Origin of the sequence: Rubneribacter badeniensis, from assembly GCF_002899695.1 — a bacterium.
Classification (GTDB): Bacteria; Actinomycetota; Coriobacteriia; order Coriobacteriales; family Eggerthellaceae; genus Rubneribacter; species Rubneribacter badeniensis.
The window spans coordinates 1-21573 of sequence record NZ_PPEL01000027.1 but is presented as its reverse complement, the minus strand read 5'-3'; the positions used below and the strand labels follow the sequence as shown (position 1 = coordinate 21573).

12 protein-coding genes and 2 tRNA genes are annotated in these 21573 nt (G+C 64.0%); 11 read left to right on the top strand and 3 right to left on the bottom strand.

Annotation, left to right across the window (positions count from 1 at the left end):
- Positions 1-96: 96 nt before the first annotated feature.
- Positions 97-10947, top strand: coding sequence for a SpaA isopeptide-forming pilin-related protein (locus tag C2L80_RS06190; RefSeq protein WP_169999008.1), 10851 nt, complete (start codon positions 97-99; stop codon positions 10945-10947).
- A 191-nt stretch (positions 10948-11138) separates the two neighbouring features.
- Here C2L80_RS06190 and C2L80_RS06185 read toward each other — a convergent pair whose 3' ends face one another.
- The gene (locus C2L80_RS06185; protein ID WP_224759214.1) at positions 11139-11468 is read right to left on the bottom strand and encodes an FAD-binding protein; all 330 of its coding nucleotides are present in this window, start codon (positions 11466-11468) and stop codon (positions 11139-11141) included.
- Between the two features lie 188 nt (positions 11469-11656).
- Here C2L80_RS06185 and C2L80_RS06180 point away from each other — a divergent pair, with 188 nt between their 5' ends.
- From C2L80_RS06180 to groL, 4 genes are all read left to right on the top strand, one after another.
- Complete coding sequence (locus tag C2L80_RS06180; protein ID WP_103262859.1) at positions 11657-12904, top strand: sensor histidine kinase; 1248 nt, start codon at positions 11657-11659, stop codon at positions 12902-12904.
- Between the two features lie 3 nt (positions 12905-12907).
- Positions 12908-13666: a response regulator transcription factor gene (locus C2L80_RS06175; RefSeq protein WP_103262858.1), complete on the top strand. Its 759-nt coding sequence runs from the start codon at positions 12908-12910 to the stop codon at positions 13664-13666.
- Between the two features lie 317 nt (positions 13667-13983).
- Complete coding sequence (locus C2L80_RS06170) at positions 13984-14271, top strand: co-chaperone GroES (protein WP_087193059.1); 288 nt, start codon at positions 13984-13986, stop codon at positions 14269-14271.
- A gap of 174 nt (positions 14272-14445) precedes the next feature.
- A complete protein-coding gene (gene groL / locus C2L80_RS06165; RefSeq protein WP_087195535.1) occupies positions 14446-16077 on the top strand; it encodes a chaperonin GroEL in 1632 nt (543 codons plus the stop codon).
- Positions 16078-16434: 357 nt separating this feature from the next.
- On the opposite strand, the gene C2L80_RS14145 is transcribed toward groL, so the two are convergent.
- On the bottom strand, positions 16435-16875 hold the full coding sequence (locus tag C2L80_RS14145) for a DUF2510 domain-containing protein (protein ID WP_204600543.1): 441 nt from the start codon (positions 16873-16875) through the stop codon (positions 16435-16437).
- Between the two features lie 268 nt (positions 16876-17143).
- Here C2L80_RS14145 and C2L80_RS06155 point away from each other — a divergent pair, with 268 nt between their 5' ends.
- The 4 genes from C2L80_RS06155 to C2L80_RS06145 all read left to right on the top strand — a co-directional run bounded on the left by C2L80_RS06155 (position 17144) and on the right by C2L80_RS06145 (position 19761).
- A complete protein-coding gene (locus C2L80_RS06155) occupies positions 17144-18025 on the top strand; it encodes a putative manganese transporter (RefSeq protein WP_087195600.1) in 882 nt (293 codons plus the stop codon).
- The gene (locus tag C2L80_RS14565; protein WP_273531822.1) at positions 18012-18146 is read left to right on the top strand and encodes a hypothetical protein; all 135 of its coding nucleotides are present in this window, start codon (positions 18012-18014) and stop codon (positions 18144-18146) included. The genes C2L80_RS06155 and C2L80_RS14565 overlap by 14 nt, the downstream gene beginning before the upstream one ends.
- Before the next feature lie 174 nt (positions 18147-18320).
- Positions 18321-18950, top strand: a complete 630-nt coding sequence (locus tag C2L80_RS14665) for a sugar O-acetyltransferase (protein WP_087195536.1) — start codon at positions 18321-18323, stop codon at positions 18948-18950.
- Positions 18951-19149: 199 nt separating this feature from the next.
- On the top strand, positions 19150-19761 hold the full coding sequence (locus C2L80_RS06145) for an HD family phosphohydrolase (RefSeq protein WP_087195601.1): 612 nt from the start codon (positions 19150-19152) through the stop codon (positions 19759-19761).
- Between the two features lie 642 nt (positions 19762-20403).
- Here C2L80_RS06145 and C2L80_RS06140 read toward each other — a convergent pair.
- Positions 20404-20844, bottom strand: a complete 441-nt coding sequence (locus C2L80_RS06140; RefSeq protein WP_087195537.1) for a universal stress protein — start codon at positions 20842-20844, stop codon at positions 20404-20406.
- A 313-nt stretch (positions 20845-21157) separates the two neighbouring features.
- Here C2L80_RS06140 and C2L80_RS06135 point away from each other — a divergent pair.
- Positions 21158-21233 (top strand) — tRNA-Lys (locus tag C2L80_RS06135).
- A gap of 35 nt (positions 21234-21268) precedes the next feature.
- Positions 21269-21342, top strand: a tRNA-Gln gene (locus C2L80_RS06130).
- The last annotated feature ends 231 nt before the right edge of the window (positions 21343-21573 follow it).

The following is a 21573-nucleotide window of genomic DNA, read 5'->3' as shown; positions in this document are numbered from 1 at the left end:
GAGGCCGCCGGTTCCCTAGGCGCCGGACCCGCACCTGCTTTGGGAGCCGAGGGCGGGGCGACCTCCGCACCCGGAGAAGCCGCCGAGGTTGGAAGCGTGGCAGAGCCGGCCGGCGCGTCGGTGGATTGGACCGAGCGTTCCCAGTCGCTGAAGCTCTTCGAGGCAAAGGTTTCGATAGCGGAAACCCGCCCCGACCATGTGGCGGTTGACGGGGAGCTTCCTAGCGAGATCCCCGCTGCGCTCTCCCTTTCCTTTATGCTGGATCCCTCTTCCGAAGAATCGGGCGGGGCCGTTCGTCCGGGCGATTGGTTCGCCATCGGCCTTCCCGAGGCGGCAACGCCCGTAAGCGGCATCGAAGAGATCGAAGAGATGCCCGTTTACGCCGTGGACGAGCAGGGCGCTCCCACGGAGCGGCGAATCGCCACGGCGGCGGTGGTCGACGGCTCGCTGAGGGTGACGTTCGTCGCTCCCGACGGGCAGAGCCAAGACGCCGCCCTGGAAGCGCCGATCAACGGCACGGTGTCGCTTCCGGTAACCGTCGAAGAAGCGCAATTGAGCGACGACGAGCCAACGGAAGCGCTTTGGATGCTGCGAAACACCCCGGAGGGCCCGCACAGCGAAACCCTTGCGCTTCCCTCCCGCAACGACATCCGCGCGCTGTGGGGCATGACCGTCCCCGGCACGGGCGCAGCTGCGCAGGCGCCCGCACCCGTCGCGGGCGAGCCCTCTATCGAGTGGGAGTACAAGGGCGCAGGCCCGGCGCTCTCCATCACCACCAACTGGGCGGACAACAACAACTCCGGCCGTCCCGCGCTGGAAAGCGTCCTGCCCGGCTACGATCTGCGCGTGACTATCACGGACAAAGGCGGCAACGCCGTCACCTACTCTGTTTGGAGCGAACCCGGCACTCCCAACCCCGAACTCGTCGCCGCGCTCAACCTCGATGCGGCAGACATCGCCGCGCTGCCCACGGTTTCGGGCAGGCAGACCTCCACGGGCACCTACTTCATCGAAACGCAGGGCGCCATGCCCACCGAAGCCACCAAGACCGTCACCACGCCGCAGGTGGACGAGGAGGGCAACCCGCTGCTCGATGACGAGGGCAACCCGCTGCCCGACGTGGTTGAGAAGAGCTCCTACACGCTTTCCTGGTCGCTGGCCGATACCAACACCTACGGCAATTACCAGCGCAACAACGTACACTCAGACGGAGCGGACGGCGTGACCTTCGCCGATGCCGAAACTCCCGCCGCCGTGCAATACCTCCAGCTGCTGGAAAGCAAGACCTTCACCTTCACGGGCAAGATGGGCGACAAAAGCGTCAAGGACTTCGTGAAGGAAAACCTCGACAAATTCGCCTTCACCGCCACGGTGAACGGCAGCTCCATCGTGCCCGGCGAGCACCCCGAAGGGCAGCAGACCATCACGCTCGCCGACTTCTTCGGCGAGCTCTACGAGGGTGACGTGAACCCCTTCGAGGGCTGCTGGGAAGACGCGGCCAACTACGATAAGGATTCCAACACCTTCACGCTGAGCGGGCTTTTCCCCGTGTACGACCACGAGGGCAACCCCATCGTCTACGGCATCACCTACACGGGCGAGCAGGGCGATGGCACCACGGAGAGCGAGGACTACTACCAGCCCATCTACGACAACTCCGGCACGCCCAGCCACGGCGGCGACGTGACCGCCATGTACTCCGGCGGCACGCTGACGCTCGTGCACGCGGGCACCACCTCCTACGACGGCTACAAGATGTACTACGACGGCGACATCAGCGTTGGCCGCCCGGAGCTCACGTTCACGCTGTGGCGCTACACGGCGGGTTCCGGCCCGGAAACAGCATCGCAGGTGCGCCTGTCCGGCTCTGAGAACATTCTGCCCCTGTTCTCCCCCGATTCCAACGCGGCAGAAACCGAGTACGTGGAAATCACCATTCCGGCGGGTTACGCGGGCGAGAACCCCGTCGATTTGGGCAAGCTGCTTGCGGAGAAGTACACCGGCGGCAGCCTTGACCTCATCCTGCCCAAGTACGACCCCGACGGAAACCCCTACATCTACTGCCTGCGCGAGAGCATGAACGGCAGCAACTACGAGCAGCTGTTCGGCACCGTGGGCGAAGACGGCGCCGTGACGGGCGACATAGGCCCGAACTACGAAGGTGCGGACGGCCCGGTGTTCGTGGACTGGGAGCGCACCGAGGGCGACCGCTTCATCTACAACGGCGGCACCGTCTCCAACCGCCTGACCGACACGGTTTCGGTGGAGGCGACCAAAACCTGGCAGATCGCCGCGTTCCAAGACGAGCTGTACGACCCCGAGAACCCTGAGAACTCGGTCGAGGTCGAGTTGACCGCTCAGGCGCGCCCCGTGAGCCAGCAGGGTGATGAAGATGCGTGGCAGGATGTCGAGGGCTCCACCGTCACGCTCACAGGCTTTTCCTCCGAGGAGTTAACGCGAACGCATACCGGTAGCTTCCCCCGATACGACAGCCAGGGCAACGAGCTTGAATACCGTTGGGTGGAAACGAACGTCACCCAGGGCGGCGAGCCCACGAACTTCAAGCGCAACGCGGACGGCACCGCCAGCTTCCAGTTGACCTTCGAGGTGTCCGACTACGTGTCCGGCGATGCTTCCAGCACTGAAACCCTGGACTTCACCTCCACGGTGGACGAGGACGGCGTTATCGTCAACACGTTTACAAACAACACTGATCAGCATGTTGACAAGCTCTGGCAGCAGGATGCGAACGACATAAACAACGTGGCGCAGGTTAAGCCCAACTTCCCCGGCATGCCCGAGAGCACCGAGGTGACGGTGCATATCTACCGCGACGGCGTGGAAATCGGTTCTGCCACGCTCGATGGCGAAGTGGACGATGCGCCCACGGTGCTGGGATCCATCGTCTCCGAGGTGGCGGCGGGCGACCCCCAGCCCACCTCGCAGGAGACGGACGTCTACCATCTGGACTTCGAGAACCTGCCCAAGTACGCGCCCGACGGCCACCGCTACCAATACCTTGTGATCGAGGAGGACAACGGCTGGCATCAGGAGCGCGCCTACGACCCCATCACGCGCACGACCACCATCACCAACACCGTGGGCCCCGGCGAGGCGAGCATCGTCCCCGTGGTGAAGGAGTGGGTCGACGGCTCTGACGCCCAGCACCGTCTGAACTGCGTGGTGAACGTCTACGCCAAGCACGACATGCGCTCCGCTGCCGAAAACGCCGACGGCACGCCCAAAGCGAGCTACGCGAAGGGCGATCTTGTCGCCACGATGGTGCTCTCCGACGCGTACGCCTGGTACCAGGAGTTCGAGGTTGCCATCGGCGACCTTGATGCGGATGACTTCTATATCGAGGAAGTGGGCATGACCTCTTCCGATGAGCACGTGGACGACGATCCCGTGTACGCGGGAGGCGGCATCGGGTATGAGAGCCTGATCGAGTTCCCCGCCTATACGATGCAAGAGGCGATTGACGCCGCTGTGGAGGAAGGCGGCTGGGGTGCCATCGGCAAGGGCGATTGGGATTGGGTGAACCCCGCTTGGACGAACGAAGACGCGAGCCGCATCCCCACCGAGGATCATGTGTACGAGCTGTCCTACGGCATGAGCGAGGACTACCCCAAGAAAGCGCTCAAGGTGGCGAACCGCCGCATCGGACTCATCGACCTTACGGCCGAGAAGGTGTGGAACGACAATCTGGGTGACCTCGACGAGGGCGACGAGCGCAACACCCGCCCGCAGGCGCAGATCGTGCTCAGCATCGTGAAGGGCGCGGGCACCTTCACCGTCGACGAGGAGGGCTCCGGCTACGTGCAGCTTGAGGGCAGTGCGAACAACCTGCCCATTCTGGACGAGACAGGCGGCAACGTGAAGGGCGAGTTGACCGAGGACGGGTGCTTCGCCGTGAACGTGGACACCGCGAAGGAGAAGTCCACCTATCAATTTTTCGGGCTGCCCAAGTACAACGGCAAGGGCGAATCTGTTTTTTATGAGATAAACGAGCGCTGGCTGGGCGAAATGGGGGACTATACTACTACTACTACTACTACTACTACTAGCTCTTATACGGTGGGCAAGCGCCACTACCACGACACGCAAACCGACGAGTTCGTGAACGGGCGCACCGGCACGCGCGACGTGGCCTTCTACAAGCGCTGGAAGGACGCCTACGTCTATGAGAACTTGAACCAGCGCCCCGATATCTATCTCACGCTGTACCAGGTGAGCAAGGAGACGGAGGACCTTCCGGGAGGTTATAGGAAGGTCGATGGCTACATCGAGTACTCGTGGAGCCCGGTGACCGAGGGCGAGAGCACCGACTACCATCAGATGTGCGTCATCTCCGGCCTACCCAAGTACGACAAGTACGGCGACGAGATAACCTATTACGCCACTGAGAAAATGGATGCGGACGCCGCGAGCTACGACTACCAGCCCGTGATGTTCGCGCGCGGCCATATGCCCGATGAAGAGGTGGAATCGGGCGAGGCGCTTTTGCTTGACACCGAGGGCGGCAACCACATCACCGAACCCGAGGTTGCGGACGTGACAAGCGGTTCCAAGTGGGCCGTGCACGAGGACGGCGAGTTCGTGAACCGCGTCGAGGGCAAGCTCTTCGCCAACGGCGAGAAGATCTGGACCAACACGGGCGGCTACCCCGAGGCAGATGTGCCCGAGCTTACCATCTACCTGCAGCAGAAGCTTGCCACGGACAAAGACTGGCCTTCCATGAAGCTCAGCAAGGATGAAGGCGCACCCCACGGCTACAAGATCGAGGGCGGCTATGTTGCCGAGACGTCCGATTTGAGACGTGTGGACGACAGCCACTTCACCTACACCATCTGGCACACCGGCGTGAACAAGTTCCACGAGGGAAGCACGGCGGACGCGCCGGTGCCCGAGGGCGAGCAGGTGCTACCGCTTTACAACGAGGACGGCGTGCGCTACGAGTACCGCGCCCGTGAGGTCATCTGGGGCGTCATCGATTCTCCGGCGAATGCGGACGCGGATTTCGACGGCGTTGACATCGCGTCGGATGAGGAATCCCTCGTGAGCGAAGGCGTCTACGTCATCCAGCATGGCGACACGGGCTCGTTCAAGCTGAACAACGTGTACCAGTCCGAAAAGGCAAAGCTCACCGTGAAGAAGCTCTTCGATGGGCGGGCGCAGGGCGACCATTACCCCGACGTGACCTTCGAGTTGTGGCGCACCTACGACAGCTTGGGCACCTATCTGGCTGAGAAGGTGGGCGAGCATACCATCAAGGCGAGCGAGTTCGGCACCGATGCGAACGGGAGCGCCACCTACACCTTCGAGGACTTGGACATCTACGCTCCCACCGGCGGGTACTGGAAGTACTACGTGGTGGAGCGCAGCATCGACGGCTACGAGACTACGGTGGGCGTGGGCGATTTGAGCCTTGGCAGTGCCGAGCTGGGAGCGGGCACGGCGACGGAGGGCGGCGTGCAGTCGCCCGATGCCATGAAGGATGGCGCGTCCTTGGTAGCCGACGATGACACCGTGGACATCACCTTCGCCAACGACTATAAGCCGGAGCCGTTCAAGCTGACGGGCGAGAAGCAGTGGATGGACTACGACGGCGCCTTCGGCGAGCGCCCGGAGAGCCTGAACCTGCGGCTTGTGCGCGTTTCCGATTCGGGCCAGGAGGAGATTTGGTCCGAGATGGACGGCATCGATGTCAAGCCGGGAGACACCATCACGGGCGAGTGGGGCGAGCACGAGGCAACGTTCACCTGCGAGCTGGGCGACGATGACAGCACGTGGGTGTTCACGGTCGAGGGCCTTGAAGCGTACGCGCCCGACGGCAGCACGTGGGAGTACCGCCTGTCCGAGATTTTGCCCAACGGCACAGGCTACCGCATCATGAACGGCAACACCGCAGGAGAAGCGGGCGATAACGCGTCTGATTCCGAGTTCAAATGGCCCCTGCAGAACGTGCTTGAGGGCAATGCGAGCGTCAAGAAGACGTGGAGCGAGGATGGCAATGACGCGTACGGTCTGCGTCCCGATAGCGTGACGGTGCAGCTTTGGGCGGCCACCTGCAACAGCGAAGGCGAGCAGGTGGGCGATATTCAGCCCGCATGGGATCTGCTGGAGCCGTACCTGCAGAGCGACGACGGTGCTGTCACGCGCGCCGGGTCGCAGACGACCGCGCCCGACAGCGAAGCGGATTTCACCCAGGTTTTGAGCGACAAGAACGACTGGAGCCACCTGTGGGCATCCCTGCCGTTTACCTTGAGGCAGGACAACGGCTCGACGCTCTACATTGCCTACGGCGTTGCCGAGACCAAGATCGGCGATGTGGGGGTTAGCTTCGAGCCTTCGTTCAACAGAGATAAGTTGTGCGTTGATTTCACCTACGAGGGCACGTTCGGCTCGCACAAGGTGAGCGCCGAGACGAGCCGCACCGAGGGCGATATCAACTACGGCGTCGAAACCAGCGTGGCGCTTGACAATGCCTTGGAGCACACGAGCATCGAGGGCAAGAAGGTGTGGAGCGATGGCGACAACATCTATCACACGCGCCCCGGCTCAAGCGCGTCGAGCGATGCATGGTCGGTCGCGTTCCTGCTGCAGCGCACGACGAGCGAGGACGGCTCATTCGACAGCTGGGAATGGGTGACCGAGTACGGCTCCGCGCTTGAAAGCAAGAGCGATTGGAGTTCGTGGGACGATCCGAGCATCGTGTCCGTGGAAATCACAAACAAAGACGAGGGTGCCACCGCGAAGTTCGAGAACCTGCCGAAGTACGACAACGAGGGCAATCAGTACCGGTACCGCCTAGTCGAGGTGACGCCGAAGGGGTATACGCCGGGCAACGGCTCTGCCGCCTACACCGACCCCGAAACGGAGGATTCGCTCTGGGTCGTCGATTCAACGGGGGAAGGCTATACCGATTCTTATTCCTTCACGAACGACCTCGTGGAAACACAGTTCTCTGGCAGGAAGACCTGGGAAGACTACGACACCGGGTTCATGCCGGATTTCTCCGATGGTAGTGCGCCCGACATCCAGCTGAAGCTCTACCGCAAGGCGGGGGAGAACGGCGCGACCGAGGGCGTGACCTACCAGCAAAACGGCGGTCAGCCCACGTGGGGGAAGACCGAAGACCCCCTCGTGTGGGCCTACACGTACACGAATCTGCCGAAGTGCGATCAGAAGGGCGTCGAGTACATCTACTGGGCGCTTGAGGAAGCGGGTTCCGCTGAGGGCTTCTACCCGGTGTATCCCGATGGCGATACGGGCCGTGAGATCAAGAACACCGCCACGCGCTTCACGCTTGACAAGGTGTGCGCGGACGCCTATGACGGCGAGGTGCTGAACGGCGTGGAGCTGACCATCACGGGCGAGGGCGGCAAGACCTTCGCCGTGTGGTCGCGCGACGAGGCGGGGCAGGTTTCGTCGAAGGTGTGGCGGCGGGGCACCGATGACGTGTCCCAAGGCGGCACCGAGATGACGGGTGACAACGCCGGATGGATTATCGGCCTGCCCGCAGGCGGCTACACCATCACCGAGACGAAGACCCCCACAGGCCATGTGACGGTGGAGCCGATCGGCCTTCAGATCAGCGCCGAGGGCGTGGTGGCGCTGCCGGCATCCCCCAGCCACGCCGAACTTGTGGTCGAGGGCGCCAACCCCGGCGGCACCATCACCATCAAGGTGAAAGACGAGGTGTTTCGCGGGCATGTCAACCTCAAAAAGACGCTCGATGGCAGCGGCGGGCTTGAGGGTGTTTCCTTCGATCTGTACCGCGTGGGCGAGCCCGACGTGCTTATCGCCAAGGATATCGTGACCGGGGACGATGGCACCTGGAAGAGCGTTGAGGCCGACGGCATTGAGGTTATTCCGGGTGGAGACGAGCACCACAAGACGCTTGCCGACGGCTTGCATCCCGGCGAGTACTATTTCGTGGAGACGAGCGCTCCGGACGATGTTCACCTTGACGAGGGGGATAACAAGGTGCCCTTCACCATCGTGGCGGGAAAGCCCGCGACGGTGGAGGTGGAAAAGGACAACACGTCGTTCGCCTCCAGCGCCACGCTTGCGAAGTACGACGCAACAACCGGCAGCGGCATCAAGGATGCCCACTTCAAGCTGGAGCATCAGGCGGCGGGCGGCACGTGGACGACGGTTGCCGAGGACATCGCCACCGCCTCCGACGGCACGCTGCGCCTGTCCTTCGACAGGAAGGGCGCCTACCGCCTGACCGAGGTGGCGAATGCGGGCTACGATGTGGCAGATCCGTTCCAAGCGACGTTCACCATCGATGATGGCGACTTCAACGGCGCAGGTGCCGCAAGCGCCGACCCGCTTGATTTCAACGATGCCGAGGTGCGCGAAGCGCACGGTTGGCAGGGCTCTGCACTTGACGAGCGCGGCATTTCCAACGAACGCCTGACGGGCGCTGCCACGCTGCTTAAAACGGACGACGACGGCAGCGCGCTTGACGGCGCGGTGTTCGTGCTGCAGCAGCGCATCGTGGCCGGCTGGGTTCCGATCGCCGCGGGCTTGGAGGCAGGCAAGGCCTACGCGTATTCCGTCGATGGCACCAAGGAGACGGGCGACAACGAAACGGGCCGCCTGAGCGTTTCCAACCTTGAGTGGGGCACCTACAAGTTCGTGGAGGTTCAGTCTGCCGACGGCTTCGTCATCGAGAACGGCACATGCGAAACCGCGCCGTTCACCATCGACCGAGAGGCTGTTGCCGCCGGCGTGACGATCGATGCGGGCAAGCTCGTCAACCCCAAGATGGCGGGCATATCGCTGATTAAGATGGACGAGACGGGCGAGAAGGCGCTTTCCGGCGCGGAGTTCGTCATCAAAGGCAAGTTCGCCGACGGTGAGGCGTCCAAGACGCTGACGGCTACCGAAAGCGCGCATCTGCTTGATGAGGGCTTGCTGGTTACAGGCGAGAGCTACACCGTGCGCGAGACGAAGGCCCCGGCCGGATACAAACTGCTGGACGACGCGTTGGAGTTCACGGTCGAGAAGGACGGCGCTATAACCTACGGCGACCTGCCCGAAGGCTGGGCCGCGGGAGAGGACGGCTACACCTTCACCGCCAAGGACGCGCCCATCGAGCTTGTTCTTGAGAAGGTTGACGAGCAGGGTAAGGCGCTTGATGGTGCCACGTTCACCATCGAGGGCACGTTTGCCGACGGTACGACTGCGCGTAAAAACATTTCCGGCAACACCAGCCTCTCTACGGAGCTGGTGGCTGGCAACGCCTACAAGGTGATTGAGGTCAAGGCGCCGGATGGCTACACCATGCTCGAGGACGCGTTCGAGTTCACGGTTGATGCGAACGGCAGTGCGACGGTTACGACTGAAGCCGATGGCTACACGCTCTCCAGCGAGGGTGGCGTCATCACCGTCAAGGCGGCCGACGCGCAGACCGAGCTCGACATCGCCAAAGTGTCCACCGAGGGTGCGAGCCTGGGCGGCGCGACCTTTGAGGTTGCGGGCACGTTTGCGGATGGCGCCGAAAGTCCCATCGTGCTTACGACGGGCGCGGACGGCAAGGTGGATGCGAGCCAGCTTAGGGGCAAGCTGATCGTGGGCAAGGAGTACACCATCACCGAGACGAAAGCTCCGGCGGGTTACGAGCTTATTGCCGATGCGTTGACGGTTATGGTCAACGCCGATGGCACGCTTGAAGTTGTGGGCGATTCTCCAGATGCCTACTCCATCGGCGATGGCACCGTGACCGTGACGGTGACCGACACGCCTATCACGATGCAGCTGGTCAAGAAGGGCGAGGGCGGCACGCAGAACTTCGGCGGCGCCAAGTTCGAGCTTGCGCCTGCCGAGGGCTTCGCGTTTGCTGACGGCAGCACCGATGCGATGATGTTGGTTACGGACGAAGGAGGCGTCGCCGAGGTCGAGCCCGGCATGTTGGTTGCAGGCAGCACCTATGTCGTGCGCGAGATCCAGGCACCGGCGGGTTATGAGCTCATCGAGGGCGTGTTCGCGTTCGAGGTGGGTTCTGACGGCGCCATCGCTATTGCGGGCGAGCAGGTTGAGGGTTACACCATCGATGCCGAGGCCGAGGAAGTGACGCTTGTCGTTTCTGACGCTCCTATCGAGCTGCAGGTTATGAAGCAGAACGCCGACGGCGATGTGCTTCCTGGTGCGGTGTTCGCCCTGTCCGGTGCATTTGCCGATGGTTCCACCGAGCTTGTGCTCGAGGCAACCGGAGAGGACGGCATCGCTTGCGTTCCTGAGGGCATGCTTGTGGGCGAGAGCGTGTATACGCTTGCCGAGATTACTGCTCCCGCAGGTTACGAGGTGGCCGGGTCGGTTGAGCTCATGGTGGGCGCGGACGGCTCGATCGAGTTGGCCGACGATGGTTCGGACGGTTCCGGCACGTACGAAGTCACGGTGGTCGATGGGTCGGTCGTGCTGACGGCTGTGGATGAACCCATTGCGTTCAAGCTGGTGAAGACGAACATCGACGGTGTTCCGCTGGCGGGTGCGGAGTTTGTTGTGAAGCCCGCTGCGGGCTCGGCGTTCGCCGACGGCTCTGCCGAGGTGCGGTTTGCGACTGACGAACGAGGCGAGGCGGCGCTGGTCGATGCGTTGCTTGTCGCGGGCGGCACCTACACGGTGGAGGAGGAGAAGGCTCCGGAGGGCTACGAGGTCATAGCGGGCGCGTTCTCGTTTACGGTGGCAGCCGATGGCACCATCGCGCCAACGGCAGACAGCACGCAAGCGGTTGCGGGGCAGCCTGGCTACCGGGTGGCTGACGATGGGGTGTCGCTGCAGGCCTTTGATGAGGAGACGCCGAAGCTGCCCAGTTCAAAGCTGGAGAAGACGGGTGATGGCGCGCCGCTTCTGCTTGTGGGCGCGGTGACGACGGTGGCCGCGGCCTTCTTGGCGCTGGCGACGCGCAAGCATCGCCGTAGGACGCTGCGGTAGGAACGACAGGGGGGCGCCGTCGGCGTAGATGCCGACGGCGCCCCCGGTCTTGGGGGAGATTCGTTGCGCTTGCGTGCGAAGGGCGCAGCGCGGCGTTTTGCGGATGGCGGGTGTCGCGTCTTCCGGATCGTTCAAAGTGCGGAGGGCCGTGTCTGCGGCGGGACGGCCCTCCGCAGACACGGGGGGGGGGCTTACGCCTTGAGCGCCGCCACCACGGCCTTGCCGGTGACCAGGCCGCTGCCGGCGTTGGGCGCGAGGTCGCTGCCGCTGTCGGCGACGGTGGAGCCGCAGCAGTACACGTTGGGGATGGGGGTGCCGTCTTTGTCCGTGAGCTGGCTGTCGGTGGCAACCTTCATGCCGCCGTGCGTCTTGTAGCGGTAGGGGAAGTGCTTCATCGCGTAATATGGAGCGGAAAGCGAGTTCAGGAACAGCTTCTTGCCAAATTCGGCATCCTCGCCCGCAGCCACCGAAGCGTCGTAGGCGGCGAACGTCTCCTTGAGCGTGTCGGCCGGAACGTCCATGGTGGCGGCCAGCTCGTCAAGCGAATCGCACGGCGGCAAAAGGGTAGGGGTGTTGTCGCCTGGTGACGATTTGGCGGGAGAGGGGGAGGGCTGCCTGCTCCTTGCGCACTGTCGCCGACTGGGGCTATTCCCGAACGTACATCGCTTGGGGTATGGCATGCCGAGGCGGGGTCGCGTAGTATGGGGGCATGGACAGCTTTCTGGTGAGCAATCGGCCGATGACGGCGAAGGATTGGGCGATCGACGCCGCGGCGGCCGCGGCGTCGTTTCTGTTCGGCTGCGTGCAGCTTATGCTCACGGCTTCGTCCATCGTGATACCCGACCTCGCGCTGCGCCAATACCTCGGCATGGTGAACGTGGTGCCGGACGCGTCGGTGTTCGTGGCGCTCGCGCTCACCACGGCGCCGCTTATCGTTCGCCGTCGCTGCCCGTGGCCGGTGTTCCTGTTCTGCTTCGTCGCGTTTTTGGGATTTCAAGATGCGTTCAGCGGGTTCTCGCTCACCATCGTCGGGCCGGCGGTGGCGCTCTACACCATTGCGAACGAGCGGGGGCGCTCCGAAGCGGTCGTCGGCGCGGCGGTGGCGGTGGCGGGTCTGCTGTTCGTCGACGCTCCGTCGCGGACGGCGAGCCTCGCCTTCTTCACGCGCTTCCAGAACATCGCGTTCGTTGCGGCGGCCGCGTTCGCGGGATACGCCTATCGAGCGCATCGCGCCTACGTCCAGGCGACCGAAGAACGCGCTTCGGAGGCCGAGCGCACGCGCGAGGAAGAGGCCGCCCGACGCGTGGAGGAGGAGCGCGTGCGCATCGCGCGCGAGGTACACGACATCACGGCGCACTCGCTGTCGGCGGTGAGCATCCAGGCGGCTGCAGCCGAGCGGCTCATCGACCGCGATCCGGTGGCGGCGAAGGAGGCCGTGGCGACCGTGCGCGCCACGGCGAGAAGCGCGCTTGACGACATCCGCAGCATGATCGGCGTGCTGCGCCATGGCGACGAGGCAGAGACGGCACCCGCTGCGGGCACCGATCGTTTGGACGATCTCGTGTCGTATCTGCGCGGCGCGGGCGTGGAGGCGTCGCTCGATGCGCGCTCTTACGACAGCTCCCGCGTGCCCGCGCATGTGGACATGGCGCTGTTCGGCATCGCGCGCGAGGCGGCGACGAACATCGTGCGCCATGCGGGGGCGCGCACGGCGACGCTGCGCTTGGCGCTCGAGGACGGCCAAGCGCGCCTTGTGGTGGAAGACGACGGACGCGGAGGCGCGCCTGTCCCTGCGTCCGATTCTGCAACTGCGGTGGCCCGTGCGGGCGGTGGCCATGGCATTGCCGGCATGGCCGAGCGCGTGCACCTGCTCGGTGGCGCGTTCTCCGCAGGGCCCAAGGCCGGCGGCGGCTTTCGCGTGGTGGCGAGCATCCCGGTGAGAGGAACGGAGGCGTAGGGCATGGAGCGAGTGGGGCGGCAGGGTTGGTCGGAAGGTTCGGGGCGGCCGGAGCGCGCGGGGCATTCCGAGCGCTCGGGGCGTTCGGAGCCGGTGCGCGTGCTGGTCGCGGACGATCAGGACCTCGTGCGCAGCGGCTTCAAGCTCATCCTCATGTCTTACGACGGCATCGAGGTGGTGGGGGAGGCGCGCGACGGGGAAGAGGCCGTCGGGCTGTCGCGGCGGCTCTCGCCCGACGTGGTGCTCATGGACATCCGCATGCCGCGCATGAACGGCATCGAAGCCACGCGCGCCATTCGCGCGGACGGCGCGCTCGAAGGCGTGCGCGTGCTCATTCTCACGACGTTCGATCTGGACGAGTACGTTTACGACGCGCTGTCTGCCGGCGCGAGCGGCTTTCTGCTGAAGGACGCCGAGCCGGACGAGATCGCCTCGGCCGTGCGCGTCGTGGCCCGCGGCGATGCGCTCATCGAGCCGTCCATCACGCGCCGCCTCGTCGAGACGTTCGTGGCCGCGCGCCCCGCCAGCATGGCGGCGACGCGCACGGCCGGGCTTTCCCAGCTGACGGATCGCGAGCGCGAGATCCTCGTGCTGGTGGCCCGGGGCTTAACGAACGACGAGATCGGGTCGAGCTTGTTCATCTCGCCCGCCACGGTCAAAACGCACCTCGCGCGCATCATGGCGAAGCTTGACGCCCACGACCGCGCCCAGCTCGTCGTGCGCGCCTACGAAAGCGGCCTCGTGAAGCCGGGCTTGCGGTAAGGTTCGGCGGTGCCTCGTCCCGCTGCCTTGGGCGATTGGGGCGAGGTGGGAGCGCGTTTCGTTTTTGGCTGCGTCAGCGAACGGCGCGGTCGCCTCGTTCCAATTGTGGCGATCATTTGGCGATTGGGCGAAATCTTAGTCACATACGCTCATATTTCCTCAAATTTCCTTGCATTCGGGTGCGAGGATGCTATAGTTACTCATTGTTTAGCACTCGTTACCACTGAGTGCTAGCAGTCGCCACAATCGAGTGGTTAAATAGGCAAACGTGCGATAACCAGTTTCGTACACCAGTCGGACGAAAGGAAGGCAGCGTTATGAATTTGAAACCTCTGGGTGATCGCGTGATCGTCAAGCAGGACGAGGCCGAGGAGACGACGGCCTCCGGCCTGTACCTCGCCACCGAGGCGAAGGAGAAGCCCCAGAGCGGCACGGTTCTGGCTGTGGGCGACGGCAAGCTTGACAAGGACGGCAACCTGGTCCCCGTTCCCGTGAAGGTGGGCGACAAGGTCGTATACGGCAAGTACGGTGGAACCGAGATCAACGTGGAGGGCGAGGACGTCCTCATCCTGCGCGCCGACGATCTGTACGCGGTGTTCGCGTAAGTTCAACCCGACGGCTTCCCGTGGTGGCCGCCGAGCCTTTCAGAACCTGAGCGCTTTCGCACGCGGCGCAAAGGCCGCTTAGCTCAAACGTTCAGAACCTTCAAGGTTCCGCGACCCATCACAAAAAGCCCGTGATTACCTTTACTTGCAGACAGTCGAAAGGATATTGGCATCATGGCGAAAGAAATCAAGTTTGAAGCCGACGCCCGCAGCGCGCTCGCTGCCGGCGTGAGCAAGCTGGCCGACGCTGTCAAGGTGACGCTTGGCCCCAAGGGCCGCTACGTCGCCCTGGAGAAGTCCTACGGCGCCCCCACCATCACCAACGACGGCGTGACCGTCGCCAAGGAAGTTGAGCTGGAGGATCCGGTCGAGAACATGGGTGCTCAGCTCGTGCGCGAGGTGGCCGTGAAGACCAACGACGTGGCCGGCGACGGCACCACCACCGCCACGCTCTTGGCCGATGTCATCGTGTCCGAGGGTCTGCGCAACGTGACCGCCGGCGCCGACGCGCTCGGCATCCGTCGCGGCATTCAGAAGGCCACCGACGCCGTGGTCGAGGCCATCAAGGCCGACGCCACGCCGGTTGCCGGCAAGGACCAGATCGCCAACGTGGGCACCATCTCCGCGGGCGATGCCGAGATCGGCGAGAAGATCGCTGAGGCCATGGAGGCCGTGGGCAACGAGGGCGCCATCTCCGTGGAGGAGAACGCGCAGTCGTTCGACCTCGAGCTCGACATCGTCGAGGGCATGCAGTACGAGCGCGGCTACATCTCGCCGTACATGGCCACCGACATGGAGAAGATGGAGGCCGTCCTCTCCGATCCCTTTATCCTGCTGACCGACCAGAAGATCACGAACGTCCAGGACATGGTGCCGCTTCTGGAGGAGGTCATGCGCTCCGGCCGTCCGCTGTTCATCGTCGCTGAGGACGTCGAGGGCGAGGCGTTGGCCACCATCCTGCTCAACAAGCTGCGCGGCACGTTCAACTGCGTCGCCATCAAGGCTCCCGGCTTCGGCGACCGTCGCAAGCGCATCCTCGAGGACATCGCCGCCGTCACGGGCGCGCAGGTCATCGACAAGGACTTCGGCATGACCATGGCCGACGCCAAGGTCGACATGCTCGGCCATGCCAAGACGGTCAAGGTCACCAAGGACACCGCCCTCATCGTGGACGGCGCCGGCGACAAGAAGGCCATCGACGACCGCATCAGCCAGATCAAGGCCGAGCTCGAGCGCGTCGACTCCGACTTCGACCGCGAGAAGCTGCAGGAGCGTCTGGCGAAGCTGTCCGGCGGCGTGGCCGTGCTCAAGGTGGGCGCTGCGACCGAGTCCGAGCTCAAGGAGAAGAAGTCCCGCATCGAGGACGCGCTGCAGGCCACCCGCGCAGCTGTCGAGGAGGGCATCGTCGCTGGCGGCGGCGTGGCGCTGCTCGACGTGCAGTCTGCGCTCGATGCCATCGACACCACCGACAAGGACGAGGAAGTGGGCATCGCCATTATCCGCAAGGCGCTCGAGGCTCCCATCCGCGCGATCTCCCAGAACGCCGGCTACGAGGGCAGCGTTGTCGTGGAGCGCGTCAAGGGCATGGCGAAGGGCGAGGGCCTGAACTGCGCCACCGGCGAGTATGGCAACATGATCGAGATGGGCGTCAACGACCCCGTGAAGGTGACCCGCACGGCGCTGCAGTCCGCTGCTTCCGTCGCGGCCCTCATCCTCATCACCGAGGCCACCATCAACGACATCCCGAAGGATCCCGATCCGGCGGCCATGGCTGCTGCCGCGGGCGGCATGGGCGGCATGATGTAAGCCTCGCGGCTTGCAAACTTGTACGCACGCTTGCAAATCGAGAGGGGGCTGCATATGCGGCCCCCTCTTTGCGTACGGCGTTCGATGAGCGATATGCGACGGGCTCATCCTGCGACGGGCGCATCCGACGAGCCGCATCCGGCAATGCTGGTGAGCGTGCGCTCGACAAGGGCTGGTGCCGCGCTTGCCGCATCAGCCCTTGCCGAGCGCACGATTCTGAGAATGGGACATGGTGGAAAACCGCAGGGGAGTCTTCTGGACGGGCTATGTCGGGTGCGGACATGAGAATGCGGGCGCGCTGGCGTGCGAGGAAGCCCGCATGCCAGCGCGCCCGTGCTGCGTGTCAGCGAAGGCGCGCTACCGGTCCTTTTTGGAGATGAGCAGCAGGATGCCGCCGATGAGCGACACGAAGATGAGCGTGCACACGCCGAATCCGGTCGTGTTCGCCTTCGTCCCCTTGTAGATGCCGTAGCAATGCACGGTCATGGGGATCATCCAGGCAAGCGGGATGATGAGCCAGCACACCGCCACGGTGGAGAGGATGCACAGGATGAATGCGGCCAAGCGCAGCCCGCGGTCGCTGTCGTTGGCGACGGGTTGCGCTTGCGGATAATAGGTCGGGGTGGCGACGGACTGCGCTGCGGAGGGCTGTTGCGGAGCGGGGGTCGGCTGCGAGGCGGCCTGGGCGTTCGGCTGCGCATCGGCGTAATCGTCGGTCCAGCGTTCGCCGTCCCAGTAGCGAAGCTTCGTGGCGTCGCCCGAAGGGTCGGGATACCATCCGGCTTGTGCAGTTTCCATGGTTTTCCTCCTATCGTTGAGGTAAGTAACGAAAAGTATAGCTTATCGGCGAAGCGATGTCCCCCGTCCGCGCCTCGAAGATGCGTTTCCGCGCGGCGACATTGCCGACAGTGCTGTGCGCGTACCGGGTTGCTCGCGCGTCGGTTTTCGCGGGGATGCACAGCTCCTGTCGACGGCATCGCTGCCGCCTTCGTCCATCCATGACCATTTCGCGACGGGCGGCTGTTGCGCGAACGGAACGTTGTCCGGTGGGCTTATAATGCACGGCATGGAAGAATTCTTGCACAGCGCTGGGCACGTGCTCTCGCATTCGGTTGCGGACACCTTGTACCTCATCCCGTTTCTGCTCGTCACCTACGTGGCCATGGAATGGCTCGAGCACAAAGCGGGCGGCAAGGCCGAGGCCGCCATCCAGCGCGCGGGGGCGGCGGGTCCCATCGTGGGGGCCGTCGTGGGCGTGGTGCCGCAATGCGGGTTTTCTGCGGCGGCGGCAACGTTGTGGGCGGGGCGCGTCATCACGCTCGGCACGCTGTTCGCCGTGCTTTTGTCCACTTCCGACGAGATGCTGCCCATCTTCGTTGCCGAGCAGGTGCCGATCGACGTTATCCTCAAAATCGTCGGCGTGAAGATCGTCATCGGCATGGTGATGGGGTTCATCGTGGACGCGGGGCTGCGCATTGCGCGCCGCATCGATGCGCCGCTGCACATCCACGAGCTGTGCGAGCAGGAGCATTGCCACTGCCACGACGGCGGGGGCGGCATCCTCAGAAGTGCCGTGAAGCACACCTTGCAGGTGACGCTGTTCGTGTTCGCCGTCACGCTCGTGCTGAACGGCGTGCTGGAGGCGGTGGGCGAGGACGCGCTTGCCGAGTTCCTGGGGGCGAATCCGGTGCTCTCGGTGTTCGGTTCGGCGCTTGTGGGCCTCGTGCCGAACTGCGCGGCCAGCGTCGTTATCGCGCAGCTGTACGTGGAGGGCGTGCTGGGATCGGGCGCGATGCTGGCCGGACTGCTGGTCAGCGCGGGTGTGGGGCTGCTCGTGCTCATGCGGACGAACCGCCATCCCAAGGAGAACGCAGCCATTATCGCCGTGCTGTACGCGATGGGCGTTGGCTGGGGGCTGCTCGCGGACGCGTTCGGTGTCGTGTTCTGAGGATCGGGCAACGGGCGCGCAGCGGTGCGTATACGGCGAGCGTCCGATGGTGGATGCGGGGTTCGCGGCGGTGGTGCGCAGCCGTCGGCAGCCCATCGCCGCATGGGTGGCCGACGCGTAGTGCGGCGTGCGGCGTGCGCTGACTGGCGAGCAGATGTTTCGCCCGTTGTCGCTGATCGCGAGCGCGCGCGGCGTATGCTCGCGCGTAGTCCGCGTCGCAAGACGATGCGAGCGCAGGGAGGGTGTCCGTCTGCGTATCGGACGCAGGAGGGTGGATTGATCGGCAGGAGGATGCATGTCTGAGAGAGAGCGCATGGAGGCGGGAGCGCTGTATCGTTTCGCGGGCGACGCCGAGCTCATGGCGATGGGCGCGCGCTCGCGTCGGCTGACGCGCCAGTACAACGCCACGCGCGAGGACGAGGGAGATCGGCGCCGCGCGCTGCTGGAGGAGCTGTTCGGCTCGGTGGGGGAGGGCGCGCACGTCGAGCCGCCGCTTCACTGCGACTACGGCTGCAACGTCCATGCGGGCGCGCGCTTCTTCGCGAATTTCGGCTTGATCGTGCTTGACGAGTGCCGCGTGGCCATCGGCGACGACGTGATGATCGGGCCGCGCGTGAGTCTGTGCTGCGCGGGCCATCCCATCGACGCGGCCGTGCGCGCAAGCGGGCTGGAGTACGGCAAGCCCATCACCATCGGCAACAACGTGTGGATCGGCGCGCACACGGTGGTGAATCCGGGCGTGACCATCGGCGACAACACGGTGATCGGCTCCGGCTCGGTGGTGACGAAGGACGTGCCCGCAAACGTGGTGGCAGCGGGCAACCCCTGCCGCGTGCTGCGCCCCATCACCGCTGAGGACGCTGCCCGCTGGGAGGTGGAGCGTGACGCCTACTTCAGAGCTGTGGCGGCAGAGGCCGAGGGGTAGCGTCGGCGCTGTGCGGATCCGCTCGGTCTGCCTTGCCCGTTCTGCCTTGCTGTCCTTTCCCGATCGGATTTCGTTTCCTTTCGCTTGCGCGTGGCGAAACGGGCGGGCTTGCGGCTCGAAGCGCGCTGACAGGACGGGGCCGATGGAGTAGCATACAGGAAAGCTGACATCCTGGGATTTCGGAAGGAGAGCGATGGACATGGCAAAGCTTGAGGCGGGCATGACGCGCGACGAGGCGTTCGCGCTGTTGAAAGAGCACAACAAGGATCCGTTCCACATCGAGCACGGCGAGACGGTGGAGCAGACCATGCGCTACTTCGCGCGCGAGTACGATCCTGAGAACGAGGAGTTCTGGGGCATCGTGGGCCTGCTGCACGATCTGGATTGGGAAGAGCACGACGACGAGCCCGAGCTGCACACGCTGTACGCCACGCCGCTCATCGAGGCCGCCGGCGGCTCGCCCGAGCTCATTCGCGCCATCCAGAGCCACACGTCCGACTTCAACCCCGAGTTGCCGAAGCCCGAGCTCATGATGGAGAAGATCCTGTTCGCCACCGAGGAGCTGACGGGCCTCATCGGCGCCGCCATCGTCATGCGCCCCAGCAAGAGCGTCATGGACTTCGAAGTGAAGTCGCTCAAGAAGAAGTTCAAGGACAAGCGCTTCGCCGCCGGCGTCAGCCGCGACGTTATCAGAAGCGGCGCCGAGATGCTCGGTTGGGAGCTGGACGACCTGTTCGCCCGCACCATCGAGGCCATGCGCTCCTTCGCTCCCGACAAAGACACGTTCCGGGTGGCGAAAGCGACCGACTAACACCGCGGAAACGTTACGAAAAGGGGGTTTCGGGTGCGTGGATCCCGCGCGCCTCTCTTTTGCTGCACTGGCCCTCTTGGCGACATTCGCGTTGTTCTCTCGTTGTGCTCGCGTCCCTTGTTGTGATGTCTGCGGCCTTTTTTCTCCGCGGTGTCCGGGTTGCCTCTTCGTTGCGCCTGCGTTTCCCCTGATGTATCGGTATTTCATTTCGCAGATACTGCGGTATCGCGTCTGCGCTCTTTTTGCCGTGCCGCGCTGATCTGCATGGCGTGATGTGGGGGCGAGGAGGCGCGGTGGAGGGGCGATTGCCCATCGATCGTTGCCGATTTGCGTGACTCCTCTTGTGTTTGCGATGATGCTGCTTGCCTAGGCGAGAACCCGCTTGCAACAAGGAGGGTTGCACCCGGACAATGCGAATGCGAAGGCGAGGAAGAGGGCTGGTTGCGGTAGTCGAGGCCGCGAAAGCTAGGTTGCAGCTGGGACAATGGAGCGGAATGCTGGCGGCGACCCTCCGTTGCCGGGCCGCGCATCCTCTTGCGCTTTCGCCCGCTTGGACGGGACGAGTACGTTTGTCTCGCCTAAGCGCATTCGCCCGCCGTGCCCGTTGGCGCGTGTTGCGCCTCGTCAACCCGGCGCGATCGTTTACGCTGTACGCGGTGCGTCTTTGGCGATGAGCACGGCGATGGGCGAGCTTTGCACCACCGCATAACTCACGCTGCCGAGAAATCCCTTCACGCCGCCCTGTCCGCGGCTGCCCATGACGATGAGGTCGCAGCCCTCGTCGCGAGCGCATTTCACGATGAGGTCGGCGGGTGAGGTGCCTCTCAGAAGACGGGCGCATGCCGTGTTCGGCACTTCGTCGGCCAGGGCGCTCAGTTCGTCAAGCACTTTGACGGCCTCGTCGAAGATGACCGTTTCAGTTCCGGTTCCCGTGCCGTAAAGTCTTACGACATGCACGAAGACGAACTCGACCTGTTCGTTCTGCGCGCCGATCTTGCGGGCCAATTCAAGCGCGCGAGCCGAAGGGGCCGACCCGTCGTAGGCGACAAGCACCTTCGAGCACCAGTTGTTCGTTTCGCTCATGCGACCACCTCGCTTCAAAAGGGACGCGTCAATTTTAGTATGGAATACGCTGAAAACGGTGGCGGTTTGGTGGCAATCCCTGGGTGTTGCCGTGGTTTGAGGCGCGAAAGGCCTTGCCTTCGAACGACTTCGGATGAAATGCAGCGGTGTGGTGTCGGAGTTGGCCGTTGTCCGGATTGCTGTCGGGCTGCTTTTGCTGCCGACGTGCGGGCCTTGATGCATGGTTTCGCGCCTGTCTGTCTGTATTCGCATTCACCATTGACCGCTTGCGAGCGCCCAGGTACAATAAGCAATCGCGCATCGATGCGGATGTGGGCCGTTAGCTCAGTTGGTAGAGCAGGGGACTTTTAATCCCAAGGTCGCGGGTTCGATTCCCTCACGGCCCACCATTTTCGCTCGTCATTGTGCGCTTCGATTTGCTCACTGGGCCGTCGTCCAACGGCAGGACTCTGGTTTTTGGTACCAGCTATCAAGGTTCGAATCCTTGCGGCCCAGCCAGATGCGTTCTCGACATCTCCGTTTTCCCGCTTCGTACTCTCGCCGGTGCATCGATGAGCGTTTTCGTTCTGTCGGCGCAAGGGAACCGGCTTCCATGTTGCGAAGGTAACGTACAATTTTTTGCGCACTTTGACAGCAGGATAGCGTCCAGATAGGAAGGAGGGCACGGCCCGCCCCGGTATGATTCGAGTTGTCGAGACAAGAAGCATATTGGAGGAGAGCCATGCCCGA